The following is a 20,699-nucleotide window of genomic DNA, read 5'->3' as shown; positions in this document are numbered from 1 at the left end:
GCGGCGGCCAGCACGTATTGCAGGTCTGCCGAGCCGTCCTCGTCCGGGGGCGTGCCCACGGCGATGAACTGCACGTCGGCGTGCTCCACGCTGGCGGCCACGTCGGTCGAAAACGTCAGGCGGCCGGCGGCGCGATTGCGCTCGATCAGTTCCTTGAGGCCCGGCTCATAGATCGGCACGCCGCCCGCATTGAGCATGGCGATCTTGCGTTCGTCCACATCGAGACAGAACACCGAATTGCCGAGTTCCGCCAGGCAGGCGCCGGTGACCAGGCCGACATAGCCGCTACCGATAATTGTGACTTTCATGATGGGGAATTCAGGGGAGGCGGCTTGCGGGACGACCACGGTCCGCGCGTGCCAGGCATGGAGGTGAGGCGGAAAACAGAGGGCTGGGTCAGGGCCACGCCAGGGTGGCGGGCGGCCGTGCAGCTTAGGCGGGGAACCTTAACGGCAGATTAAGCGCCGCTCACCGACCCTGAGCGGACGCCAAATCTGTCATGCCGGCAGCACAGCCACGGCTTCGATCTCGAATAGCATGCCGTCGATCGCCAGCCTTGGCACGGGAATCAGCGTGCAGGCGGGTGCCGGCCAGTCGCCCAGCAAAGCCTGCCAGGCGCGGCTGAAGATGGTCAGCCGTTCCATCGAATGATCGACGACCAGCACCGTGATCTTGGCCACGTCGGGGATGTCTGCGCCGCCGGCCTGCAGCGCCACGCGCAGGTTGGACAGTGCGCGGTTGACCTGCGCCGTGAAGTCGGCCCGCAGGCCGCCGCACATGTCCTCGCCACCCTGGCCCGCCGCGAAGATGAGCTTTGCGGGGAGATTCGCCACCGCGACATGTGAATAGCCGTTCAGGCGCGGATCGTAGAGATCGGGCGGGTTCATGAACTGGAGGTAAGGGGCGCGCGGTGATTCGAGCTGCATGGCGGGGTCCTGGGTGGAAAGGGATGCCAGTGTCAAACCTCAAGTGCGATTGAGGTCAAGCTCGAGTGCGATACCATGCGCGCTGCAAGGGCTTTCCTTGTCCGCTATGGTCCTGTCATGAGCCGCCCCCCGAAAATCGACCAGATCGACAAAATCGACCCGTTGGAACTACCCGTGCGCCCGATGCGCGCCCGCGACCCGCTGACCATTGGGCAGGTGGTCGAACGCAGCGGCGTGGCCGCTTCCGCGCTCCATTTCTATGAATCGAAGGGCTTGATTTCGAGCACGCGCAGCGCTGGCAACCAGCGCCGCTATCCACGCGGCATCCTGCGTCGGCTGGCTGTGTTACGTATTGCCCAGCGCATGGGCGTGCCGCTTGCGGTCATCGCCGAGGCCTTCGCGCGTTTGCCGGCGGGCAAGGCACCGACCGTGGCCGACTGGCGCCGGCTGTCTGCTTCCTGGCGGGAGGATCTCGACGCCCGCATCCGCGCGCTGACGATGCTCCGCGATCAACTCGACGGCTGCATTGGCTGCGGCTGCCTGTCGCTGAAGGCGTGTCCGTTGCGCAATCCACAGGACGTGATGGCAGGGCGGGGGCCAGGTGCCCATGTGGGCGAGGGGGCGCCTTGAGCCGCATATTCATGCGTTTGCCAGCCAAGTCCGGCATTGTTGTCCGCCAGACATCTCATCTCCCCGTGAGTCTCATCGCCTGGTGCTCACCATGAATCTTCCCCACCTGGAGCGGCAACTCGCCTTCCTTGCTGACTCCCGGAAGTTAAGTCCGGCATTTACGCCCGGCGTATTACCAAAATGTATGGAGTGACGCATAAGGCCGTCCCGTTGCTTCCTCGCATACGTACTATCACCTAATGCTGCATTGCGACAATCCTTCTGCTACAATTCGGGAAAACCCCATAAGGGTAATCCCTCAAGGAAGGACGCCATGAACACCCAATCCGACATCAAGATGACCGATCAACTCGAACGCGACCTGATCGAGCGCGAACTGGGCACGCAAAGCCTGGGTTTTGCCAACGACGTGAAGCGCGTTGTGGCTGCCGTGCAGAACGTTTTCTCCCGTCTGCAATCGGAAGCGCGCAAGGCCAAGGTCGTCTACGCGAACGGTTAATCCGGTCAGAACACCCGTAGTGCCTGCGGCGCCTCCCGTGCGCCGCCATTGAAAAACCGACCCGCCGTACACCCCTTTCGAGGTGTGCGGCGGGTCGGTTTTTGGCTTTTATGGGAGCTTAACGAGTCACTTCAATGCGATCGACGCGATCCGGGTAGAAGGCCAGATGGCCGGCGATCTGGGCGACCGCTTGATGGGGTGATTCATAGGTCCACACCGCGTTGTCGGTGCGGGTGCCGCCAGCGGGAATGCTGTAGTACGCCGCATCGCCCTTGTAGGGGCAGTGGCTGGTGTGCTGGGTGCGCGTCAGTTGAGACATGTCCACGTCTTCGCGCGGAATGTACTGAACCGGGCGGTACGAGGCCTCGGCGAGCGTGAGGGCGCGGCGGGTGTCGGCAATCACTCGGCCCGCTACGCTCACCACCACGCGGCCGCCCTGGGGCGTGATCGTGATTGGATGATCCGGGCCGGGAATCAGGACGCGCTTGTCGGCGGATTTGTCGGCGGATTTGTCGGTCATGGCAGACCTCCCTAAGAAAGGAGGCGCGGCGATCAGGCCGCGCCTCAAAGAAAAAACCGCCACGGAGGTGACGTGAGGCCGAAAAGGGAGAGAAGAGCCTCGGCCTCGGTATGGACGATAGCAAGCGCGAGCGGCCCGGCATAGCGCACGCAAGGGAACACACTCTTGTATTCCCTAGAACAATCCAGGCCAACATTCCAAAACAAAGCCCCGCACGGGGCGGGGCTGCTGGGGCTCGGGCGGCTCAAAACTATCCACAAATCAAAGCGATAGGGATTGGCCGCCAGCCGATTGTTCCTCGATCCACAGCGACAGTCTTACCTTGTACGCCTGCTGGATATGGCGCCGGGCAATCTGCTCGGCCTGGGCGGGGTTGCGCGCCTCGAGCGCTTCCACCAGCGCCAGATGTTCCTCGTACGACCCCCGGGCGCGGCCCGGAACGGCCAGCGTGGAGCGGCCAAGCAGCGCCATCGACTCATGCAGCGAGCGCAGCGTCTTCAGCAGATAGCGATTGTGCGCACAGCGGTGCAGCGTCTCGTGGAACAGGCGATTGTTGAGTGCCAGCTTGTCGGGGTCTTCAGCGAAGGCCAGGTCGCGCTCGACAATATCTCGCAACAACGAGATTTCCACGTCGTTAGCATGGCGGGCGGCCAGGGCGGCCGCGGTGGATTCGAGCACCTCGCGCATGACATACAGCTCGCTCACCATGCTGGCGTCGAGCCGCGTGACCATCATGCCGCGATTGGGCTCGTTGACGACGAGCCCTTCGGACTCGAGCCGCGAGAGCGCCTCGCGCACCGGCGTGCGCGACAGCCCTAGCGATTCGGCGAGTTCCACCTCGCGCAGGCGCGTGCCGGGTGGCAGGTGGCCGGCCTGGATCGCGCCCCGGAGTTGTTGGTAGGCCCGTTCGGAACGCGGCAGGGACGCGCTCTGGTCGCCATCGGCGCCGGCAAGATCCGCAGGAAGCATGGATGCGTGTGAGTGGGGATGACAGCAAAGACAGCCATCATACCTGCTCGGGCAGGCGGCTCGCCAGCCACCAGACCCGAATATCCGATATCAGGCCTGCGGCGGCTCCGCGCGCCGGCTGCGCCGCCGCCGCGCCAGCATGTTCAATCCTTCCACGCCGGTCGAGAAGGCCATCGCCGTATAGATATAGCCCTTCGGCACGTGGTGGCCCAGCCCGTCGGCAATCAGCGTCATGCCGATCATGATCAGGAAGGCCAGCGCCAACATGATGATGGTGGGATTCGCGTTGATGAAGTTGGCCAGCGGTGCGGCTGCGAACAGCATCACGGTCACGGCGGCGATCACGGCAACGAACATGATCGGCACGTGGTCGGTCATGCCTACCGCGGTGATGATGCTGTCGATCGAGAACACGAGGTCGAGCACCAGGATCTGGCCGATGGCCACCGCGAAGCCCGGCGCGGCGCGGGCGACCATGCCTTCCTCGCCATGCCCGGGCTCGGGCGAGACGTGCTGATGGATCTCGCGCGTGGCCTTCCAGACCAGGAACGCGCCCCCGGCAATCAGGATGATGTCGCGCCAGGAAATACCCTTGCCAAGGATCGTGAAGACCGGCTCGGTCAGCGCCACGATCCAGGCAATCGTCGCCAGCAAGCCCAGGCGCATCACCAGCGCAAGGGTGATCCCCAGTCGCCGCGCCTTCTCGCGCATGGCTTCGGGCAGCTTGTTGGTCAGGATGGAGATGAAGATCAGGTTGTCGATGCCGAGCACGACCTCCATGGCCACCAGGGTGGCCAGGGCGGCCCAGGCGGCCGGATCGCGCGCCAGCGCGAGTAGCGATTCCATGCGAACTCCTTGGTTGGGGTGGGCTGGGGCAGGGCTACCCGAAAGCGGACTACCAGGATCATGGTAGCGCACGCCGGCGGTGCAGGGGAGAGCAGTTATGGTGAGATAGAGGTTGTGAAACGCCAAGACTGGAATATAGTATGTGATATATCAAAACAATACCGGTCATCACAACCATCGAGGAGACAACCCATGAAGATCTGTATCTATGGGGCAGGGGCGATTGGCGGCTACATGGGCGCGCAGTTGGCGCTCGCGGGCGCCGACGTGAGTTTCATCGCACGCGGGCCGCACCTGGCGGCCATGCAGGCCAACGGCGTGCGCCTTCATATCGAGGGCGAGGAGCGCGTGGCGCGCGTGCGCTGCACCAGCGATCCGCGCGAGCTGGGGCCGCAGGACTACGTGTTCATCACGCTCAAGGCGCACCAGGTGCCCGGCGTGGTGGACCTGATGCAACCGCTGCTCGGGCCGGAAACGGCCGTGGTGACCGGCGTCAACGGCATTCCCTACTGGTACTTCCACAAGCACGGTGGCGAGTTTGCCGGGCGCACGCTGGAGAGCGTGGACCCGGGCGGCAAGCAGTGGCGCGGCCTCGGGCCGGAGCGGGCCATTGGCTGCGTGCTGTATCCGGCGGCGGAGATTGAGTCGCCGGGCGTGATCCGCCATGTCTACGGTAAGAAGTTTCCTCTCGGCGAGCCGGACGGCAGCCGTTCCTCGCGCGTGACGCAACTGGCCGAGCTGATGGTCAAGGCGGATCTCGACGCGCCCGTGCGCGACAACATCCGCGATGAGATCTGGCTCAAGCTGTGGGGCAACCTCTGCTTCAACCCGATCAGCGCGCTGACGCACGCCACGCTGGACATCATTACCTCCGACCCCGCCACGCGCGCGCTGTCCCGCCAGATGATGCTGGAGGCCAAGGCGATTGCCGAGCGCTTTGGCGTGCACTTCCGCGTGGATGTGGAGCGCCGCATCGACGGCGCCGGCGCGGTGGGGGCGCACAAGACCTCGATGCTGCAGGACCTGGAGGCCGGCCGGGCGATGGAAATCGACCCCTTGCTGACCGTGGTGCAGGAGATGGGCCGGATGATCGGCCAGCCCACACCGATGGTCGATGCCGTGCTTGGCTTGATCAAGCAGCGCGACAGGATGGCGCAGGGCGGCCAGACTGCGCCGCCCGTGCCGGTCGCGCGCGCGGCATGACGCGGGAGAAATCCCCGGCGATGTGGTGATCTTGATATACCATATACGAAAGGCCGGGCCCGCCCCTTTCTCACCCGTTCGGGTTCTTGACGCGCGATCATCGGCGAGATTGATGAGCAAACCGCATGGCGCCATGCCAAACTGGACACCATGCGTCCGCGCGTCAGGCCCCGGCAGAGAAGCGGGGCGGGACGCCGCCGGAGGCCGCCTCGGCCCCTGGGGCGCCGGTCATAGACGAGTGCATTCATGTCCGCCCAAACACCCGAAGTCCAGCCCGCCGGCCTGACCCTGTCGCTGCAGCCGATCAACGCGGGCGCCAGCCTGCGCGACCAGGCCTATGCGATGCTGCGCCAGGCCATTGCCGATGCCGATATCTATCAGTCGCGGGAGGAAGTGCGACTGGACGAGCGCGTGCTGTCCGAGGCGCTGGGCGTCAGCCGCACGCCGATCCGCGAGGCGATGACGCTGCTCGAGCAGGAAGGCTTCCTGCGCACGGTGCCGCGCCGCGGCATCTACATCATGCGCAAGACCAAGCGCGAGATCGTGGAGATGATCCAGGTCTGGGCCGCGCTGGAAAGCATGGCGGCCCGCCTGGCCACGCTCCATGCCACTGACGAGGAAATCGGCAAACTGCGACACATGTTCGACAGCTTCCGAGACTCCACGCCGGCCGAGCACATCGAAGAGTATTCCGACGCCAACATCGTTTTTCACCAGGCGATCGTGCAGCTGTCGAAGTCGCAGATCATCATGGACGCGATCAAGAACATCTTCGTCCATGTGCGTGCGATTCGGAAAATGACGATCTCGCAGAGCGACCGCGCCGCGCGGTCGATCGTCGATCATCTGCGGATTATCGAGGCGCTGGAGAAGCGCGATACGGAGCTGGCCGAGAAGCTGGTGCGCCAGCACTCGCTGGACCTGGCCGACTACGTCGAGAAGAACTGCGACTTCCTGGATTGACTGCCGGCCACGTCATGCACGCCCCGTCGCCCAGCCCGTGACGGGGCGCGGGCATTGTTCCGCGATGTGGCCGAATCTTCTTGCGCCCCAACAGCTTTACGGCACGTTGGGGCTTTTTCTTTGGCTCGTTTCTTTGGCACTTTTCCTTGGCTATTTGCCGATCTCGCAGGGGCGAGGGGCTGTCCTTGGAACGGCCTCTGCGTCATCCGCAACACCTCCCCGGCTCACACAGCCTCTGCCAGCGTAGGCACCGCAAGGCGCTATGCGCATTTGCTGCGATGCAGCGTCGAAACTTCCATGATTCGGGTTTAAACCCTCTTGCATCTTGCTGATATACCACATACTGTATGTAAAAAGAGCGAGGCACAAATCAGGAGACGAGCATGGCCGAGGCTACTAACGACAGTCAGACCAGCACCATGGCGCAACGCAAAGCCCTGGACGGCATTCGCGTCCTGGACATGACGCACGTTCAGGCCGGCCCCTCGGCTACGCAGTTGATGGCCTGGATGGGCGCCGACGTGATCAAGGTCGAATTGCCCGGACGCGGTGACATCACGCGCAGCCAGCTGCGTGACGTGCCCAACGCTGACAGCCTGTACTTCACCATGCTGAACAGCAACAAGCGTAGCCTGACGCTCAATATGAAAACGCCGGAAGGCAAGGCACTGCTGGAAGACCTGATTCAGCAGAGCGATGTGCTGATCGAGAACTTCGGTCCGGGCGTGCTGGCCCGCGCCGGATTCGACTGGGAACATATCCAGGACCTGAATCCGCGCATGGTCTATGCGTCGATCAAGGGCTTCGGTCCCGGCCCCTACCAGGACTGCAAGGCGTATGAAAACGTGGCCCAGTGCATGGGCGGTGCCGCATCGACGACAGGCGAAGCCAGCGGCATGCCATTGGTGACGGGCGCGCAGATCGGCGATTCGGGCACGGGCGTGCACTGCGTGGTCGGGATCCTGGGCGCACTGCTGCAGCGCGAGCATTCGGGGCGCGGCCAGCGCGTGGAAGTCGCCATGCAGGACGCCGTACTGAACCTGTGCCGCGTGAAACTGCGCGACCAACAGCGCCTGGATGCCGGCCCGCTGCGCGAGTACCCCAACGATCAGTTTGACGACCACGTGCCGCGCGCGGGCAATGCGTCGGGCGGCGGCCAGCCGGGCGCTGCGCTGCGCTGCGCGCCGGGCGGTGCGAACGACTATGTCTACGTCATCATCCAGCCGCAGGGCTGGGAGCCGCTGATGCGCCTGTGCGGCCGCGAAGATCTGATCACCGATCCGGAATTCGCCACGCCTGAAGTGCGTCTGAAAAAGCTCGCCGCGTGCTTCGGCATCATCGAGCAATGGACCCTGGGCCACACCAAGTTCGAGGTGATGAACGCGCTCAACGAGGTGGATGTGCCGTGTGGCCCGATATTGTCGATGAAGGACCTGATCGGGGACCAGTCGATGTACGAGCGCGGCTTCCTGATGGAGCTGGAGCACCCGGTGCGCGGCAAATACGTGCAGCTCGGCTCGCCGATCACACTGTCCGACTCGCCGGTGAACGTCGAGCGCTCGCCGCTGCTGGGGGAGCACACCAACGAGATCCTCGAATGGCTGGGGCGGTCGCCGGCACAGATTGCTGCGCTGCGCCTGGCGGGAGCGATCTGACCCGAGGCGTCCGGCCACGGCCGGCGCCTCGTCTCCACAGCCCCTGACGGGGGTCTCTCCATTCTCTGCTGAAAGAGCAGGTGCGGCACGCTCGCGCCTGCCGGAGGAGTTCTGCCGTGCAAACCTGGATTCGCTTCCGCCATCCTGATGGCGACGCCGCTTATGGCCGGCTTGACGAGGGTGATGCCGACCGCGTCATCGAATGCGATGGCCCTGGCTATACCGATCCTCGCCCCACGGGCAATAGCTACAGCTACGCCTCGCTGGACCTGCTGGCCCCGTGCCAGCCAGGCAAGATCGTGGCGCTGTGGAACAACTTTCACGCCCTCGCGGCCCGGCTGGAGAAAGCGGTGCCCGTGCATCCGCTGTTCCTGCTGAAGCCGGCAAGTTCGCTGGCCGGCCCCGGCGACGGCATCCTGCGTCCGAGCGGGTATACCGGCAAGATCGCCTACGAAGGCGAACTGGGCATCGTCATTGGCCGCGAATGCCGGAATGTGCCGCTCGCCGAGGCTGCCTCGCACATCTTCGGCTACACCATCGTCAATGACGTCACGGCGAGCGAGCTGCTCAATGCCGATCCCAACTTCCCGCAGTGGACGCGCGCCAAGGGTTCCGACACCTTCGGTTGCGTCGGTCCGGCCATTGTCTCCGGCTTTGACTGGCGAAGCGCCAGCGTGGTAACGCGTCTGGACGGCGTCGAGCGCCAGAACTACCCGTTGTCCGACATTGTTTTTTCGCCCGAGGAGCAGGTCAGCCTCCTGTCGCGGGACATGACGTTGATGCCGGGCGACGTGATCGCCGTCGGCACCTCGATCGGGGTCGGGTCGATGAAGGAGGGTTCGGTGGTGGAGGTGTCGATCCGCGGGATCGGCTCGCTGGTCAACCATGTGCGCGGCTGAACGAGTCAGTTTGCGAATGCGGGAAGCTCGGTAGTTTCCCTTATCTGGTTGCGTAACTTCGGGGAAATGCTGCGGCGCATCGACGAAAGTTCGCATCAATGCTTGCTGAATTGTGATATATCACATACCGTATTTTCCAAAAGGTCGCTGCCTGTAGCGAATCGTGAAGGAGGAGACATCGTGGAAGTCCGAAGTAGCCAGGCGGGCGCGAGCACCACCGCTGAAGACACCTTGAAGCAGAAGTTTTCCAATCCCCGTCAATTTGTATAGAAGGATGCAACCATGGCAGAAGTCGGAAACGAGCTGCAGCGTCAGGCTGGCGAAGAACATCAGGCACAAACCGATGGTTTTCATCTGGTCATCGAAGCGCTGAAGCTGAACGGCATCGAGAACATCTACGGCCTGCCCGGTATTCCGGTCACGGATCTGGCCCGTCTGGCGCAGGCCAACGGCATGCGCGTTATCAGCTTTCGTCATGAGCAGAATGCCGGCAACGCCGCAGCGATTGCCGGCTTTCTCACGCAGAAGCCGGGCGTTTGCCTGACCGTGTCTGCGCCCGGCTTCCTGAACGGGCTGACGGCGCTGGCGAATGCGACCACCAACTGCTTCCCGATGATTCTGATTAGCGGCTCGAGCGAGCGCGAGATCGTCGATCTGCAGCAGGGTGACTACGAAGAGATGGACCAGCTGGCTATCGCCCGTCCGCACGCCAAGGCTGCCTTCCGCGTGCTGCACGCTGAAGACATTGGTGTCGGTATCGCGCGTGCCATCCGCGCCGCCGTGTCGGGCCGTCCGGGCGGTGTGTACCTGGACCTGCCGGCCAATCTGCTGGGCCAGTCGATGGAAGCCGAGCGTGGCCGCAAGTCGTTGATCAAGGTGGTGGACCCGGCCCCGCGCCAACTCCCTGCACCGGACTCGATCGACCGTGCTGTCGCGCTGCTGAAGAGCGCCAAGCGCCCGCTGATCCTGTTGGGCAAGGGTGCCGCGTACGCTCGCGCCGATGCGGATATCCGCGCGCTGGTCGAGAAGACCGGCATTCCGTACCTGCCGATGTCGATGGCCAAGGGCCTGCTGCCCGATACACACCCGCAATCGGCCTCGGCCGCACGTTCGTACGTGCTGGCGGAAGCTGACGTGGTGATGCTGGTCGGCGCCCGCCTGAACTGGCTGCTGTCGCACGGCAAAGGCAAGACCTGGGGCAAGCCGAAGCAGTTCATCCAGATCGACATCTCGCCGACCGAGATGGACAGTAACGTAGCCATCGCCGCGCCCGTAGTGGGTGACATTGGTTCGTGCGTATCGGCAATGCTCGACAAGATCGGCAACGGCTTTGCCAAGCCGGGCGCCGATTGGCTGAACGCGGTGGACGAACGCAAGGACAAGAACCTGGCGAAGATGGCCGAGACCTTGTCCAAGGATGTGTCGCCGATGAACTTCCATAGCGCGCTGCGCGCGCTGAAGGACGTCGTCAAAGCCAATCCGGGCATCTCGTTTGTCAACGAAGGCGCCAACACGCTGGACTACGCCCGTGCCGTGATCGACATGTACGAGCCGCGCAAGCGCCTGGACGTGGGCACCTGGGGCGTGATGGGTGTGGGCATGGGCTACGCGGTCGCTGCGGCGGTCGAAACCAGCAAGCCGGTCCTCGCGCTGTGCGGTGACAGTGCATTCGGCTTCTCGGGCATGGAGGTGGAAACTATCTGCCGCTACAACCTGCCGATCTGCATCGTCATTTTCAACAATAACGGCGTCTACAAGGGTATCGACGTGAATCCGACCGGCGGCAACGATCCGGCGGTCACGATGTTCGTCAAGGGGGCGCGCTACGACAAGATGATGGAAGCGTTCGGTGGGGTTGGTCACAACGTCACCACACCGGCGGAACTCGAAGCCGCGGTGAACGAAGCCTTGCGGTCGGGCAAGCCCACGCTGGTCAACGCCGTCATCGACCCGGCTGCCGGCACCGAAAGCGGTCGTCTGACCAATCTGAATCCGCAAAGCGCGGCCAAGAAGTAATCCACCCCAGTTTCACCCTCTATTCCATCAGGAGAGCGATTGTGAACCTCCCACTCAACGGCATCAAGATCATCGACTTTACGCACGTGCAAGCCGGCCCCGCCTGCACGCAGCTTCTCGCATGGTTCGGCGCAGACGTCATCAAGGTGGAACGCCCCGGCTCCGGCGACGTCACCCGCACGCAATTGCGCGACATTCCCGACGCAGACGCGCTGTACTTCACCATGCTGAACAGCAACAAGCGGTCGCTGACGCTGGACACCAAGAAGCCGGAAGGCAAAAAGATCCTGGAGCAGTTGATCCGCGAATCGGATGTGCTGGTCGAGAACTTCGGCCCCGGTGCGCTTGACCGCATGGGGTTCTCCTGGGAGCGCATCAAGGAACTGAACTCGAAGATGATCGTGGCATCGGTCAAGGGCTTCAGCGACGGCCACCACTATGAAGACCTGAAGGTCTACGAGAACGTGGCACAGTGCGCTGGCGGTGCCGCGTCGACCACCGGCTTCTGGGACGGCCCGCCGACCGTGTCGGCCGCAGCCCTGGGTGACTCGAACACCGGCATGCACCTGGCCATCGGCATCCTGACCGCGATCATCGGCCGCCAGCAGACCGGCCAGGGTCAGAAGGTTGCCGTATCGATGCAGGACGCCGTGCTGAATCTGTGCCGCGTGAAGCTGCGCGACCAGCAGCGACTGGACCGCCAGGGCTATCTGGAAGAGTATCCCCAGTATCCGCACGGCACGTTCAGCGACGTGGTGCCCCGTGGTGGCAACGCCGGCGGTGGCGGCCAGCCGGGCTGGGTGCTGAAGTGCAAGGGTTGGGAGACCGATCCCAACGCCTATATCTACTTCACCATCCAGGGCCACGCCTGGGAGCCGATCTGCAAGGCACTGGGCAAGGAAGAGTGGATCAGCGATCCGAACTACAACACGCCCAAGGGCCGTCAGCCGCATATCTTCGAAATCTTCAAGACCATCGAAGAATGGCTTGCCGACAAGACCAAGTACGAGGCGGTGGACATCCTGCGCAAGTTCGATATTCCCTGCTCGCCGGTGCTGTCAATGAAGGAAATCGCGGCGGATGAATCGCTGCGCAAGAGCGGTTCGATCGTGGAAGTCCCGCACAAGGAACGTGGCACCTACCTGACCGTGGGCAGCCCGATCAAGTTCTCGGCCATGAAGCCGGAAATCACCGGTTCGCCGCTGCTGGGCGAGCACAGCGAGGAAGTGCTGGCCGGCCTGGGCTATGGCGCCGAGGAGATCTCCCGTCTGCGTGAGTCGCAGGTGATCTAAGCCGGGCGCCAGCACTGCCAGTGCCCAATGTGACAGCGGGTCACACCTGGAGCGCCGGGGAATGCGTAGACGGGACGTAACGCACCCTGGCGCTTCATGGTTTGGACGCCAAGCTGAGGGACCGGCATGGCCGACGGTGCCACAATGACAGCCCGGACCCCTGGTGGCGAACCTCGCCACCCTCCCATTCGCCTGGAAAGCTCAGGAAAGACCAAGACCATGCAGACCGCGATCGACTATGAACAGCTGGTGTCGGCCATCGGCGACGCCGTGATCATCTCCGGCGCCGACGGTGCCATCACGTTATGGAACCCGGCCGCCGAGTACATGTTCGGCTACACCCGGGAGGAGGCCCTGGGCAAGTCGCTGGATCTGATTATTCCCGAGCGCCTGCGTGCGCGCCACTGGGAGGGCTACGACAAGACCATGGCAACGGGCCAGACCCGCTACGGCCATGACTTGCTCAAGGTCCCGGCGATCAACAAGAACGGCGAAGCGATGTCGATCGCTTTTACCGTGGCGCTGCTGCACGGGCAGGGCGGGGAAATCACCGGCATCGTGGCGGTGATCCGTGACGAGACCGTGCGCTTCCAGGAAGAGCGGGCGCTGCGCAAGCGCATCACGGAACTGGAAGCCAGGACGGGCGCCGAGGCCGGAGCCGGCTGACTCACCGGACGCAGTTGCAGCATGGCGCAGGAACGATAAGGCCGGGCGATTCTCCCGGCCTTTTCCGTTTCTACGTTCACGCGCTGGCCAACGCCAGGTTTCGTGTGCGCGGGGCGCGTTCCGATGCCTGCTTCATTGCCGCCGCCATGGTCGCACCCAGCTCCGCTGGCGACGCGGCGACATGGATGCCGGCTTCGCGCATGGCGTTGACCTTCGCTTCCGCCGTGCCCGTCCCGCCCGAGATGATCGCGCCGGCGTGCCCCATGCGGCGTCCCGGCGGCGCCGTGGTGCCGGCGATAAAGCCCACCACCGGTTTGCGCCTGTGCGCATCGCGCAGGAACTGGGCTGCCTCTTCCTCCGCCGATCCGCCAATCTCGCCGATCATGATGATGCCTTCGGTCCTGTCGTCGGCCAGGAACATCTCCAGGCAGTCGATGAAGTCGGTGCCGTTCACCGGATCGCCGCCGATGCCGATGCAGGTCGATTGCCCCAGTCCGGCCGCCGTGGTCTGCGCCACGGCCTCATAAGTCAGCGTGCCCGAGCGCGACACCACGCCGATCTTTCCCGGTGTATGGATGTGGCCGGGCATGATGCCGATCTTGCATTGCCCCGGCGTGATGACCCCCGGGCAATTCGGGCCAACCAGGCGGCTGCCGGACCCCGACAGCGCACGTTTGACCCGCACCATGTCCATCACGGGAATGCCTTCGGTGATGCAGACGATCAGCGTGATGCCGGCATCGACCGCTTCCAGGATGGCATCGGCGGCGAACGGTGGCGGCACATAGATGACCGAGGCGTCGGCGCCTGTGGCATTGGCGGCAGCAGCCACGGTATCGAAGACCGGGAGGCCCAGGTGCGATTCACCGCCCTTGCCGGGCGTGACGCCGCCCACCATCTTCGTGCCATAGGCCAGGGCCTGTTCCGAATGGAATGTGCCTTGTGCGCCGGTAAAGCCCTGGCAGATCACGCGGGTGTCTTTGTCGATCAGCACGGCCATTTCACTTTCCTCCCTTCTTCGATTGGTGCGTGCGCACGGCGGCCACGACTTTCTCGGCCGCATCGGCAAGATCCTTGGCGGAGACGACCGGCAGGCCCGAATCTCGCAGGATCTTCTTGCCGAGGTCGACGTTGGTGCCTTCCAGCCGCACCACCAGCGGCACGGTCAGGTCCACTTCGCGCGCGGCGGCCACCACGCCTTCGGCAATCACGTCGCAGCGCATGATGCCGCCGAAGATATTGACGAGAATCCCTTCGACCTTGGGATCGGCCAGGATCAGCCGGAACGCCGCGGTGACGCGCTCCGTCGTGGCGCCGCCGCCTACGTCGAGGAAGTTGGCCGGCTCGCCGCCATGGAGCTTGATGATGTCCATCGTGGCCATCGCCAGGCCTGCGCCATTCACCATGCAGCCGATGTTGCCGTCCAGCCGCACGTAGTTCAGGGCGTGCCGGGCGGCTTCGGTCTCGGCCGGGTCTTCCTCGCTCTCGTCGCGCATGGCATCGATGTCGGGATGGCGGAAGAGGGCGTTATCGTCGAAACTGAACTTGGCGTCGAGCGCCATCACGTCGCCGCTGCCGGTGACCACAAGCGGATTGATCTCGACGATCGACGCGTCGAGTTCGGTGAACGCGCGGTAGGTCGAGAGGATAAAACGGGTAGCCGCGCCCACCTGCTTGCCCGACAGCCCCAGGCCGAATGCCAGCCGGCGTGCATGAAACGGCTGGATGCCGCTGGCCGGATCGATTGCCACCTTCAGGATTTTCTCGGGCGTGCGTGCGGCAACCTCCTCGATCTCCATGCCGCCTTCGGTGGACGCCATGATCGTGATGCGCGACGTGGCGCGGTCGATCAGGATGCCCAGGTAGAGCTCGCGCGCGATGTCGCAGCCTTCCTCGACGTAAAGGCGCCGCACTACGCGGCCGGCCGGGCCGGTCTGCCTGGTGACCAGGGTCTTGCCCAGCATCTGCACGGCGCTCGAGCGGACGTCATCGATCGACTTCACCACGCGCACGCCGCCCTTGCCCGAGCTGTCATCCGCGAAGCGGCCGGTACCGCGGCCGCCAGCGTGGATCTGCGACTTCACGACCCAGACCGGGCCGCCCAGCTTGCGGGCGGCATGGGCGGCCTCGTCTGGCGTAAAGACCACGCGGCCATGCGGTACAAGCACGTCATAGCGCCTGAGCAACTCCTTGGCCTGATATTCGTGAATGTTCACGTGTCTCCTCGGTTGAAAAGCGCCGCGGACCGCAGGTCGGGACCCGCCTGTTCAGTTTTTCGCGGCGTAAAATATGATATGTAATATATCAACAATAGATTCAAGCCGAAACTGGGTGCGAGCTGAATCGCGCAAAAGGGATGCCCGCGCTGACAAGGCCATCGCATCAATAGAGCAAGATTGATCGCAAAACCTTCTATGTTGCGGGTTAACGCTGGTGTATGCCGCAGGATCTATTGCGATGCGGAATGAAAAGTCTGAACCGCGCTGCATTTTCTTCTTGTTGTGTCGTGATATATCACATACGTTATTCAGCAAGCGCGCAAGAGAATCCTCAAGGAGACAACGCCATGAATAACAAAGCACTGGATGGTGTCCGCATCCTGGACATGACGCACGTGCAGGCCGGCCCCTCGGCCACCCAGCTGATGGCCTGGCTGGGCGCCGACGTGATCAAGGTGGAATTGCCCGGCCGGGGCGACATCACGCGCAGCCAGCTGCGTGACGTGCCGAACGCCGACAGCCTCTACTTCACGATGCTGAACTCCAACAAGCGCAGCCTCACGCTGAACATGAAGACGCCCGAGGGCAAGGCGCTGCTGGAAGACCTGGTGCAGCGCTGCGACGTGCTGGTGGAGAACTTCGGCCCCGGCGTGCTCGACCGCGCTGGTTTCGACTGGGACCGCCTGCAGGAGCTGAACCCGCGCCTGATCTATGCGTCGATCAAGGGCTTCGGCCCGGGGCCGTACGCGGACTGCAAGGCGTACGAAAACGTGGCCCAGTGCATGGGCGGCTCGGCCAGCACGACGGGTACCGAGGATGGGGCGCCCACGGTGACCGGCGCCCAGATCGGCGACTCGGGCACCGGCGTGCACTGCGTGGTCGGCATCCTGGCGGCGCTGCTGCACCGCGAGCATTCGGGCCGTGGCCAGCGCGTGGAAGTGGCGATGCAGGACTCGGTGCTGAACCTCTGCCGCGTGAAACTGCGCGACCAGCAGCGCCTCGCTGCGGGCCCGCTTAAGGAATTCCCGAACGAAACCTTCGGCGACTACGTGCCGCGTGCCGGCAATGCGTCGGGCGGCGGCCAGCCGGGCGCCGCGCTGCGCTGCTCGCCGGGCGGGGCCAACGACTACGTCTACGTGATCATCCAGCCGCAAGGCTGGGAGCCGCTGATGCGCCTGTGCGGCCGGGAGGACCTGATTACCCATCCGCAGTTCGCCACGCCGGAAGCGCGCCTGAAATGCCTGGGCGAGTGCTTCTCCATCATCGAGAAGTGGACCAAGACCAAGACGAAATTCGAGGTCATGGACGCCCTGAACGAGGTGGACGTGCCGTGCGGCCCGATTCTCTCGATGAAGGACCTGATCGAGGACAAGTCGATGTTCGACCGCGGCTACCTGGTCGAGCTGGACCACCCGGAGCGCGGCAAGTACGTGCAGCTGGGCTGCCCGATCACGCTCTCGGCCTCGCCGGTGGAAGTGGAGCGTTCGCCGCTGCTGGGCGAGCACACCGAGGAAATCCTCGACTGGCTCGGCCGCTCGCCGGCCCAGATCGCGGCATTGAAGGCGGCCGGCGCGGTCTGAGCCGCGCCACCTCTCGAATGAATGTCTGCAATGCCTGAACAGATGGAGACCTGACATGGCACATGACAAGGATGCGGTACGCAAGATTCTGGCGACCGTGAAGGAGGAGGGGCGCGCTGCGCTGACGGCGCCCGAGGGCAAGCTGGTCTGCGACGCCTATGGCATCTCGGTGCCGGGCGAGGGCGTGGCCGAGTCGCCGTCGAACGCGGTGGAACTGGCGACGAAGATGGGCTTCCCGGTGGTGATGAAGATCGTCTCGCCGGACATCCTGCACAAGACGGAGGCCGGCGGCGTGCTGGTGGGCCTGAAGTCGGCGGCGGATGTGGAGCAGGGCTACCGCACCATCGTCGAGAACGCCAAGAAGTACAACGCCAATGCCGAAATCATCGGCGTGCAAGTGCAACAAATGATCACGGGCGGCCAGGAAGTCATCATCGGCGCCGTGACCGACCCGTCGTTCGGCAAGCTGGTGGCCTTTGGCCTGGGCGGCGTGCTGGTGGAAGTGCTCAAGGACATCACTTTCCGCATGGCGCCGGCCACCAACGAGGATGCGCTGTCGATGCTGGATGGCATTGCCGCCGCCGAGGTGCTCAAGGGCGTGCGTGGCGCCGATCCGGCCAACCGCGAGGCGCTGGCCGGCATGATCGAGCGCGTGTCGCAGCTGGTCACCGATTTTCCGGAGATTTCCGAGCTGGACCTGAACCCGGTGTTTGCCAGCAAGGACGGCGCCATCGCCGCCGACGTGCGGATCGTGGTGGACTTCTCGCCGCAGCCGGAGAAGTACCGTCCCACGCAGGAACAGATCGTCAAGCAGATGAACCGCATCATGCGCCCGGACACGGTGGCGGTGATCGGCGCCTCCGCCGAGGACGGCAAGATCGGCAATTCGGTGATGAAGAACCTGATCAACGGCGGCTACCAGGGCAAGATCTATCCGATCCACCCGAAGGCCGAAGAGATCATGGGCATGACGGCCTACAAGAGCGTGCTCGATGTGCCGGGCAACATCGATGTGGCCGTGTTTGCCATCCCGGCCAAGTTCGTGGCCCAGGCGCTTGAAGAAGTCGGCAAGAAGGGCATTCCCGGCGCCGTACTGATTCCGTCCGGGTTTGCCGAAACCGGCAACGTGGAAGGGCAGGACGAGCTCGTCGCAATTGCCCGCAAGCACGACATCCGCCTGATGGGACCAAATATCTACGGTTTCTACTACACGCCGAAGAACCTGTGCGCCACGTTCTGCACGCCGTATGACGTGAAGGGCAAGGCGGCGCTGTCGTCGCAGTCGGGCGGCATCGGCATGGCCATCATTGGGTTCTCGCGCTCGGCCAAGATGGGCGTGTCGGCGATTGTCGGCCTGGGCAACAAGTCGGATATCGACGAAGACGATCTGCTCACCTTCTTCGAGCAGGACGACAACACCGAGATCATCGCCCAGCACTGCGAGGACCTGAAGGATGGCCGCGCCTTTGCCGAGGCGGCGCGCCGGGTGTCCAAGAAGAAGCCGGTGGTGGTGCTCAAGGCGGGCCGTACCAGCATGGGCGCGCGGGCAGCCAGCTCGCACACCGGGGCGCTGGCCGGCAACGACCGCATCTACGAGGACGTGTTCAAGCAGTCCGGCGTGATCCGGGCGCGCTCGCTGCGCGACCTGCTCGAGTTCGCGCGGGGCATTCCCAAGCTGCCGACGCCGAAGGGCGAGAACGTGGTCATCATCACGGGCGCGGGCGGCTCGGGCGTGCTGTTGTCCGATGCCTGCGTGGACAACAACCTGTCCCTGATGACGATGCCGGACGACCTCGACGCGGCGTTCCGCAAGTTCATCCCGCCGTTCGGCGCGGCCGGCAACCCGGTGGATATCACCGGCGGCGAGCCGCCCACGACGTACAAGAACACGCTGCGCCTTGGCATGGAAGACCCGCGCATCCACGCGATCATCCTTGGCTACTGGCACACGATCATCACCCCGCCGATGGTGTTCGCCAAGCTGGTCATCGAGGTGAAGGAAGAGATGGCGGCGAAGGGCATCGAAAAGCCGATCGTGGCGTCGCTGGCCGGCGACGTGCAGGTAGAGGAAGCCGCTGAATACCTCTACGAGCACGGTGTGCCGTCCTATGCCTACTCCACCGAAATCCCGGTGGCAGTGCTCGGCGCGAAGTACAAGTGGGCGAGGGGAGCGGGCAAGATCTGATGCGGTCCGCCCCGCCGGCATAGCCAGATCTGCCGGCATCTCCAGCACAACCAGCCCCCAACGAGACAGCAACCGTTGGGGGCATTTTTTTTGGATCCTGAGGAGAGCCCGATGTCGCAAACGCAAGATAGCAGGGCAGCCGCATCTCGCAGGACGTGACGCTGATATTGCGCGACGAATCGTCAAAGAAAATCGTAAATCGCCTAGTTCATGCCCGTGCCAGACATCGCACGCAGGTATTCGTTCTTCTTGTCGAAGATCAGCTGGCTCAGGAACGGCGCGTCATAGGCGTTGAGCAGGTGCGCGTGGTGTTCCTCGATATAGCGGGTCACGCGGGTCTTCTCGCATTCGATGCCGCAGAGCCACTCGAACATCGGCATGTCCCAGCGGAAGCGCAGGCCCAGTTCGGCGAAGGCGGCGTTGAAGGCGGCGAGTTGCACCGCACGATCAGGGCCCGTGTCGCCGGCGGCGGGCGACGTAACGGACGCGGAAGACGCGGCGGGATACAGTGGGTTCATGATCGTCTCCTGTGTTTGCACGTACACGAGCTTGGTACAAGTGCAGAGTAGGCGCGACGAACGATTTACGATAATTAAAGTTTCACCGAGAAACCATAAGTTATCGTTTATATATTGGGGTGACTACACCTGACGGGCGGTGCGCGGCCGGATCAGCCCCTCCACGCCGGTGATCTGCTGGATCAGCGTAGCGCCTTCCTCCATCAGGAAATGCTTGAACGCCAGCGCCACCGGCGGCAGCCGCTTGTTCTTGCGGTGCACCACATACCAGTTCAGCATGACTGGGAAGCCTTCGATGTCGAGCACGGCCAGCTTGCCCGCCTGTAGCTCCAGTCCCACCGTGTGCGCGGACAGGAAGGCGATGCCCATATTGGCGATGACCGCCTGCTTGATTGTTTCGGTGCTCTTGATCTCCATGGCGATGCGCAGGTTCGACAGCCGCCCGGCAAAGCCTTCCTGCATCGAATTCCAGGTATCGGAGCCTTTCTCGCGTGAAACGAACGCCTCTTCGGCCAGCCCGGCCAGCGGGATGTCGCGGCGCCCGACCAGCGGATGGTTCGGCGCAGCCACGATGACGTAGGGGTGAGGCGCGAACGACTCGGCGATGGTGTCCATGCCCTCGGGCGGGCGCACCATGACGGCGAGGTCGGTCAGGTTGCCGGCCAGCTGGTGCAACAGTTCCTCACGATTGTGCACCGCGAGATTCAGCGTCACCCCATCATGCCGATTCATGAATTCGGCCAGCAGGCGGGGAAAGAAATAATCGCCGGCGCTAATCACCGCCACGTTGAGACGGCCTCCGGAAATACCCTTGAGTTGCGCCATCGCGTCCTCGGCCTCGCGGAATTGCTGGATGATGCTGCGGCTGTAGTGCAGCATCTCCGTACCGGCCGGTGTGAGGTAGATCCGCTTGCCCAATTGCTCGAACAGCGGCAGGCCCACGTGATGCTCGAGCTGCCGAACCTGTGTGGAAACAGCGGGTTGCGTCAGGTGCAGTTCCTCCGCCGCGCGCGAAAAGCTCAGATGGCGGGCCACCGTTTCGAACACTTTCAGCTGGCGCAGCGTGGCGTTCTTCATTGGTCGATATCCTGCAATCTATAAAGGATCGTCAAT

Annotated in this window: 20 protein-coding genes; 11 read left to right on the top strand and 9 right to left on the bottom strand. The window is 63.8% G+C overall.

Annotation, left to right across the window (positions count from 1 at the left end; all coding sequences use genetic code 11):
* Together AB4120_RS23385 and AB4120_RS23380 are read right to left on the bottom strand one after the other, a co-directional pair.
* Positions 1-308, bottom strand: a 308-nt coding sequence (locus AB4120_RS23385) for a 2-dehydropantoate 2-reductase N-terminal domain-containing protein (RefSeq protein ID WP_441642207.1), incomplete at its 3' end; no start/stop codon positions are given.
* Between the two features lie 189 nt (positions 309-497).
* Positions 498-926, bottom strand: a complete 429-nt coding sequence (locus tag AB4120_RS23380) for a RidA family protein (RefSeq protein WP_149139159.1) — start codon at positions 924-926, stop codon at positions 498-500.
* Between the two features lie 183 nt (positions 927-1,109).
* Between AB4120_RS23380 and soxR the strand changes: the two genes are divergently transcribed.
* A complete protein-coding gene (gene soxR, locus AB4120_RS23375; RefSeq protein ID WP_149139425.1) occupies positions 1,110-1,556 on the top strand; it encodes a redox-sensitive transcriptional activator SoxR in 447 nt (148 codons plus the stop codon).
* A gap of 313 nt (positions 1,557-1,869) precedes the next feature.
* The gene (locus AB4120_RS23370; protein ID WP_144197069.1) at positions 1,870-2,055 is read left to right on the top strand and encodes a hypothetical protein; all 186 of its coding nucleotides are present in this window, start codon (positions 1,870-1,872) and stop codon (positions 2,053-2,055) included.
* 118 nt (positions 2,056-2,173) lie between these two features.
* Here AB4120_RS23370 and AB4120_RS23365 read toward each other — a convergent pair whose 3' ends face one another.
* The 3 genes from AB4120_RS23365 to AB4120_RS23355 form a co-directional block, all read right to left on the bottom strand.
* A complete protein-coding gene (locus tag AB4120_RS23365) occupies positions 2,174-2,575 on the bottom strand; it encodes a DUF427 domain-containing protein (protein ID WP_441642907.1) in 402 nt (133 codons plus the stop codon).
* Between the two features lie 261 nt (positions 2,576-2,836).
* Positions 2,837-3,544 carry a GntR family transcriptional regulator gene (locus AB4120_RS23360; RefSeq protein WP_441642906.1) on the bottom strand — a complete coding sequence of 236 codons (708 nt, stop codon included), beginning with the start codon at positions 3,542-3,544 and terminating at the stop codon, positions 2,837-2,839.
* Between the two features lie 90 nt (positions 3,545-3,634).
* Positions 3,635-4,390, bottom strand: coding sequence for a TerC family protein (locus AB4120_RS23355; protein WP_149139161.1), 756 nt, complete (start codon positions 4,388-4,390; stop codon positions 3,635-3,637).
* Between the two features lie 192 nt (positions 4,391-4,582).
* Here AB4120_RS23355 and AB4120_RS23350 point away from each other — a divergent pair, with 192 nt between their 5' ends.
* From AB4120_RS23350 to AB4120_RS23320, 7 genes are all read left to right on the top strand, one after another.
* Positions 4,583-5,593, top strand: coding sequence for a 2-dehydropantoate 2-reductase (locus AB4120_RS23350; protein WP_149139162.1), 1,011 nt, complete (start codon positions 4,583-4,585; stop codon positions 5,591-5,593).
* A 246-nt stretch (positions 5,594-5,839) separates the two neighbouring features.
* Positions 5,840-6,556: a GntR family transcriptional regulator gene (locus tag AB4120_RS23345; protein ID WP_092299721.1), complete on the top strand. Its 717-nt coding sequence runs from the start codon at positions 5,840-5,842 to the stop codon at positions 6,554-6,556.
* A gap of 383 nt (positions 6,557-6,939) precedes the next feature.
* Positions 6,940-8,211, top strand: a complete 1,272-nt coding sequence (gene frc / locus AB4120_RS23340; RefSeq protein WP_262389794.1) for a formyl-CoA transferase — start codon at positions 6,940-6,942, stop codon at positions 8,209-8,211.
* Positions 8,212-8,327: 116 nt separating this feature from the next.
* Complete coding sequence (locus AB4120_RS23335; protein WP_149139163.1) at positions 8,328-9,110, top strand: fumarylacetoacetate hydrolase family protein; 783 nt, start codon at positions 8,328-8,330, stop codon at positions 9,108-9,110.
* A gap of 282 nt (positions 9,111-9,392) precedes the next feature.
* On the top strand, positions 9,393-11,126 hold the full coding sequence (gene oxc, locus AB4120_RS23330; RefSeq protein WP_092299727.1) for an oxalyl-CoA decarboxylase: 1,734 nt from the start codon (positions 9,393-9,395) through the stop codon (positions 11,124-11,126).
* A gap of 41 nt (positions 11,127-11,167) precedes the next feature.
* Positions 11,168-12,418: a formyl-CoA transferase gene (frc, locus tag AB4120_RS23325; RefSeq protein WP_149139164.1), complete on the top strand. Its 1,251-nt coding sequence runs from the start codon at positions 11,168-11,170 to the stop codon at positions 12,416-12,418.
* 219 nt (positions 12,419-12,637) lie between these two features.
* Positions 12,638-13,084: a PAS domain-containing protein gene (locus AB4120_RS23320; RefSeq protein WP_144197077.1), complete on the top strand. Its 447-nt coding sequence runs from the start codon at positions 12,638-12,640 to the stop codon at positions 13,082-13,084.
* Positions 13,085-13,160: 76 nt separating this feature from the next.
* On the opposite strand, the gene sucD is transcribed toward AB4120_RS23320, so the two are convergent.
* Both sucD and sucC read right to left on the bottom strand, forming a co-directional pair.
* A complete protein-coding gene (sucD, locus tag AB4120_RS23315) occupies positions 13,161-14,084 on the bottom strand; it encodes a succinate--CoA ligase subunit alpha (protein ID WP_149139165.1) in 924 nt (307 codons plus the stop codon).
* Between the two features lies 1 nt (position 14,085).
* Complete coding sequence (sucC, locus tag AB4120_RS23310) at positions 14,086-15,300, bottom strand: ADP-forming succinate--CoA ligase subunit beta (protein WP_149139166.1); 1,215 nt, start codon at positions 15,298-15,300, stop codon at positions 14,086-14,088.
* 350 nt (positions 15,301-15,650) lie between these two features.
* Here sucC and frc (AB4120_RS23305) point away from each other — a divergent pair, with 350 nt between their 5' ends.
* Together frc (AB4120_RS23305) and AB4120_RS23300 are read left to right on the top strand one after the other, a co-directional pair.
* Complete coding sequence (gene frc, locus AB4120_RS23305) at positions 15,651-16,883, top strand: formyl-CoA transferase (RefSeq protein ID WP_144197080.1); 1,233 nt, start codon at positions 15,651-15,653, stop codon at positions 16,881-16,883.
* 55 nt (positions 16,884-16,938) lie between these two features.
* Positions 16,939-19,068 carry an acetate--CoA ligase family protein gene (locus AB4120_RS23300; protein ID WP_149139167.1) on the top strand — a complete coding sequence of 710 codons (2,130 nt, stop codon included), beginning with the start codon at positions 16,939-16,941 and terminating at the stop codon, positions 19,066-19,068.
* Between the two features lie 203 nt (positions 19,069-19,271).
* Here AB4120_RS23300 and AB4120_RS23295 read toward each other — a convergent pair whose 3' ends face one another.
* Both AB4120_RS23295 and AB4120_RS23290 read right to left on the bottom strand, forming a co-directional pair.
* Positions 19,272-19,586: a LysR family transcriptional regulator gene (locus AB4120_RS23295; RefSeq protein ID WP_149139168.1), complete on the bottom strand. Its 315-nt coding sequence runs from the start codon at positions 19,584-19,586 to the stop codon at positions 19,272-19,274.
* A 123-nt stretch (positions 19,587-19,709) separates the two neighbouring features.
* Positions 19,710-20,663 carry a LysR family transcriptional regulator gene (locus tag AB4120_RS23290; protein WP_149139169.1) on the bottom strand — a complete coding sequence of 318 codons (954 nt, stop codon included), beginning with the start codon at positions 20,661-20,663 and terminating at the stop codon, positions 19,710-19,712.
* Positions 20,664-20,699: the final 36 nt, after the last annotated feature.

It is taken from the genome of Cupriavidus sp. 2KB_3 (genome assembly GCF_052115685.1).
GTDB lineage: Bacteria > Pseudomonadota > Gammaproteobacteria > Burkholderiales > Burkholderiaceae > Cupriavidus > Cupriavidus campinensis.
This window is presented reverse-complemented; position numbering and strand designations above follow the sequence as displayed.

What these genes read in the sequence shown, in the direction of transcription:
- AB4120_RS23295 (WP_149139168.1), bottom strand. Translation starts at nt 19,586, where the DNA reads ATGAACCCACTGTATCCCGCCGCGTCTTCCGCGTCCGTTACGTCGCCC.
- AB4120_RS23300 (WP_149139167.1), top strand. Translation starts at nt 16,939, where the DNA reads ATGGCACATGACAAGGATGCGGTACGCAAGATTCTGGCGACCGTGAAG.
- AB4120_RS23365 (WP_441642907.1), bottom strand. Translation starts at nt 2,575, where the DNA reads ATGACCGACAAATCCGCCGACAAATCCGCCGACAAGCGCGTCCTGATT.
- AB4120_RS23370 (WP_144197069.1), top strand. Translation starts at nt 1,870, where the DNA reads ATGAACACCCAATCCGACATCAAGATGACCGATCAACTCGAACGCGAC.
- frc (WP_262389794.1), top strand. Translation starts at nt 6,940, where the DNA reads ATGGCCGAGGCTACTAACGACAGTCAGACCAGCACCATGGCGCAACGC.
- AB4120_RS23345 (WP_092299721.1), top strand. Translation starts at nt 5,840, where the DNA reads ATGTCCGCCCAAACACCCGAAGTCCAGCCCGCCGGCCTGACCCTGTCG.
- frc (WP_144197080.1), top strand. Translation starts at nt 15,651, where the DNA reads ATGAATAACAAAGCACTGGATGGTGTCCGCATCCTGGACATGACGCAC.
- soxR (WP_149139425.1), top strand. Translation starts at nt 1,110, where the DNA reads ATGCGCGCCCGCGACCCGCTGACCATTGGGCAGGTGGTCGAACGCAGC.
- sucD (WP_149139165.1), bottom strand. Translation starts at nt 14,084, where the DNA reads ATGGCCGTGCTGATCGACAAAGACACCCGCGTGATCTGCCAGGGCTTT.
- AB4120_RS23350 (WP_149139162.1), top strand. Translation starts at nt 4,583, where the DNA reads ATGAAGATCTGTATCTATGGGGCAGGGGCGATTGGCGGCTACATGGGC.
- AB4120_RS23290 (WP_149139169.1), bottom strand. Translation starts at nt 20,663, where the DNA reads ATGAAGAACGCCACGCTGCGCCAGCTGAAAGTGTTCGAAACGGTGGCC.
- AB4120_RS23380 (WP_149139159.1), bottom strand. Translation starts at nt 926, where the DNA reads ATGCAGCTCGAATCACCGCGCGCCCCTTACCTCCAGTTCATGAACCCG.
- AB4120_RS23355 (WP_149139161.1), bottom strand. Translation starts at nt 4,390, where the DNA reads ATGGAATCGCTACTCGCGCTGGCGCGCGATCCGGCCGCCTGGGCCGCC.
- AB4120_RS23320 (WP_144197077.1), top strand. Translation starts at nt 12,638, where the DNA reads ATGCAGACCGCGATCGACTATGAACAGCTGGTGTCGGCCATCGGCGAC.
- oxc (WP_092299727.1), top strand. Translation starts at nt 9,393, where the DNA reads ATGGCAGAAGTCGGAAACGAGCTGCAGCGTCAGGCTGGCGAAGAACAT.
- AB4120_RS23360 (WP_441642906.1), bottom strand. Translation starts at nt 3,544, where the DNA reads ATGCTTCCTGCGGATCTTGCCGGCGCCGATGGCGACCAGAGCGCGTCC.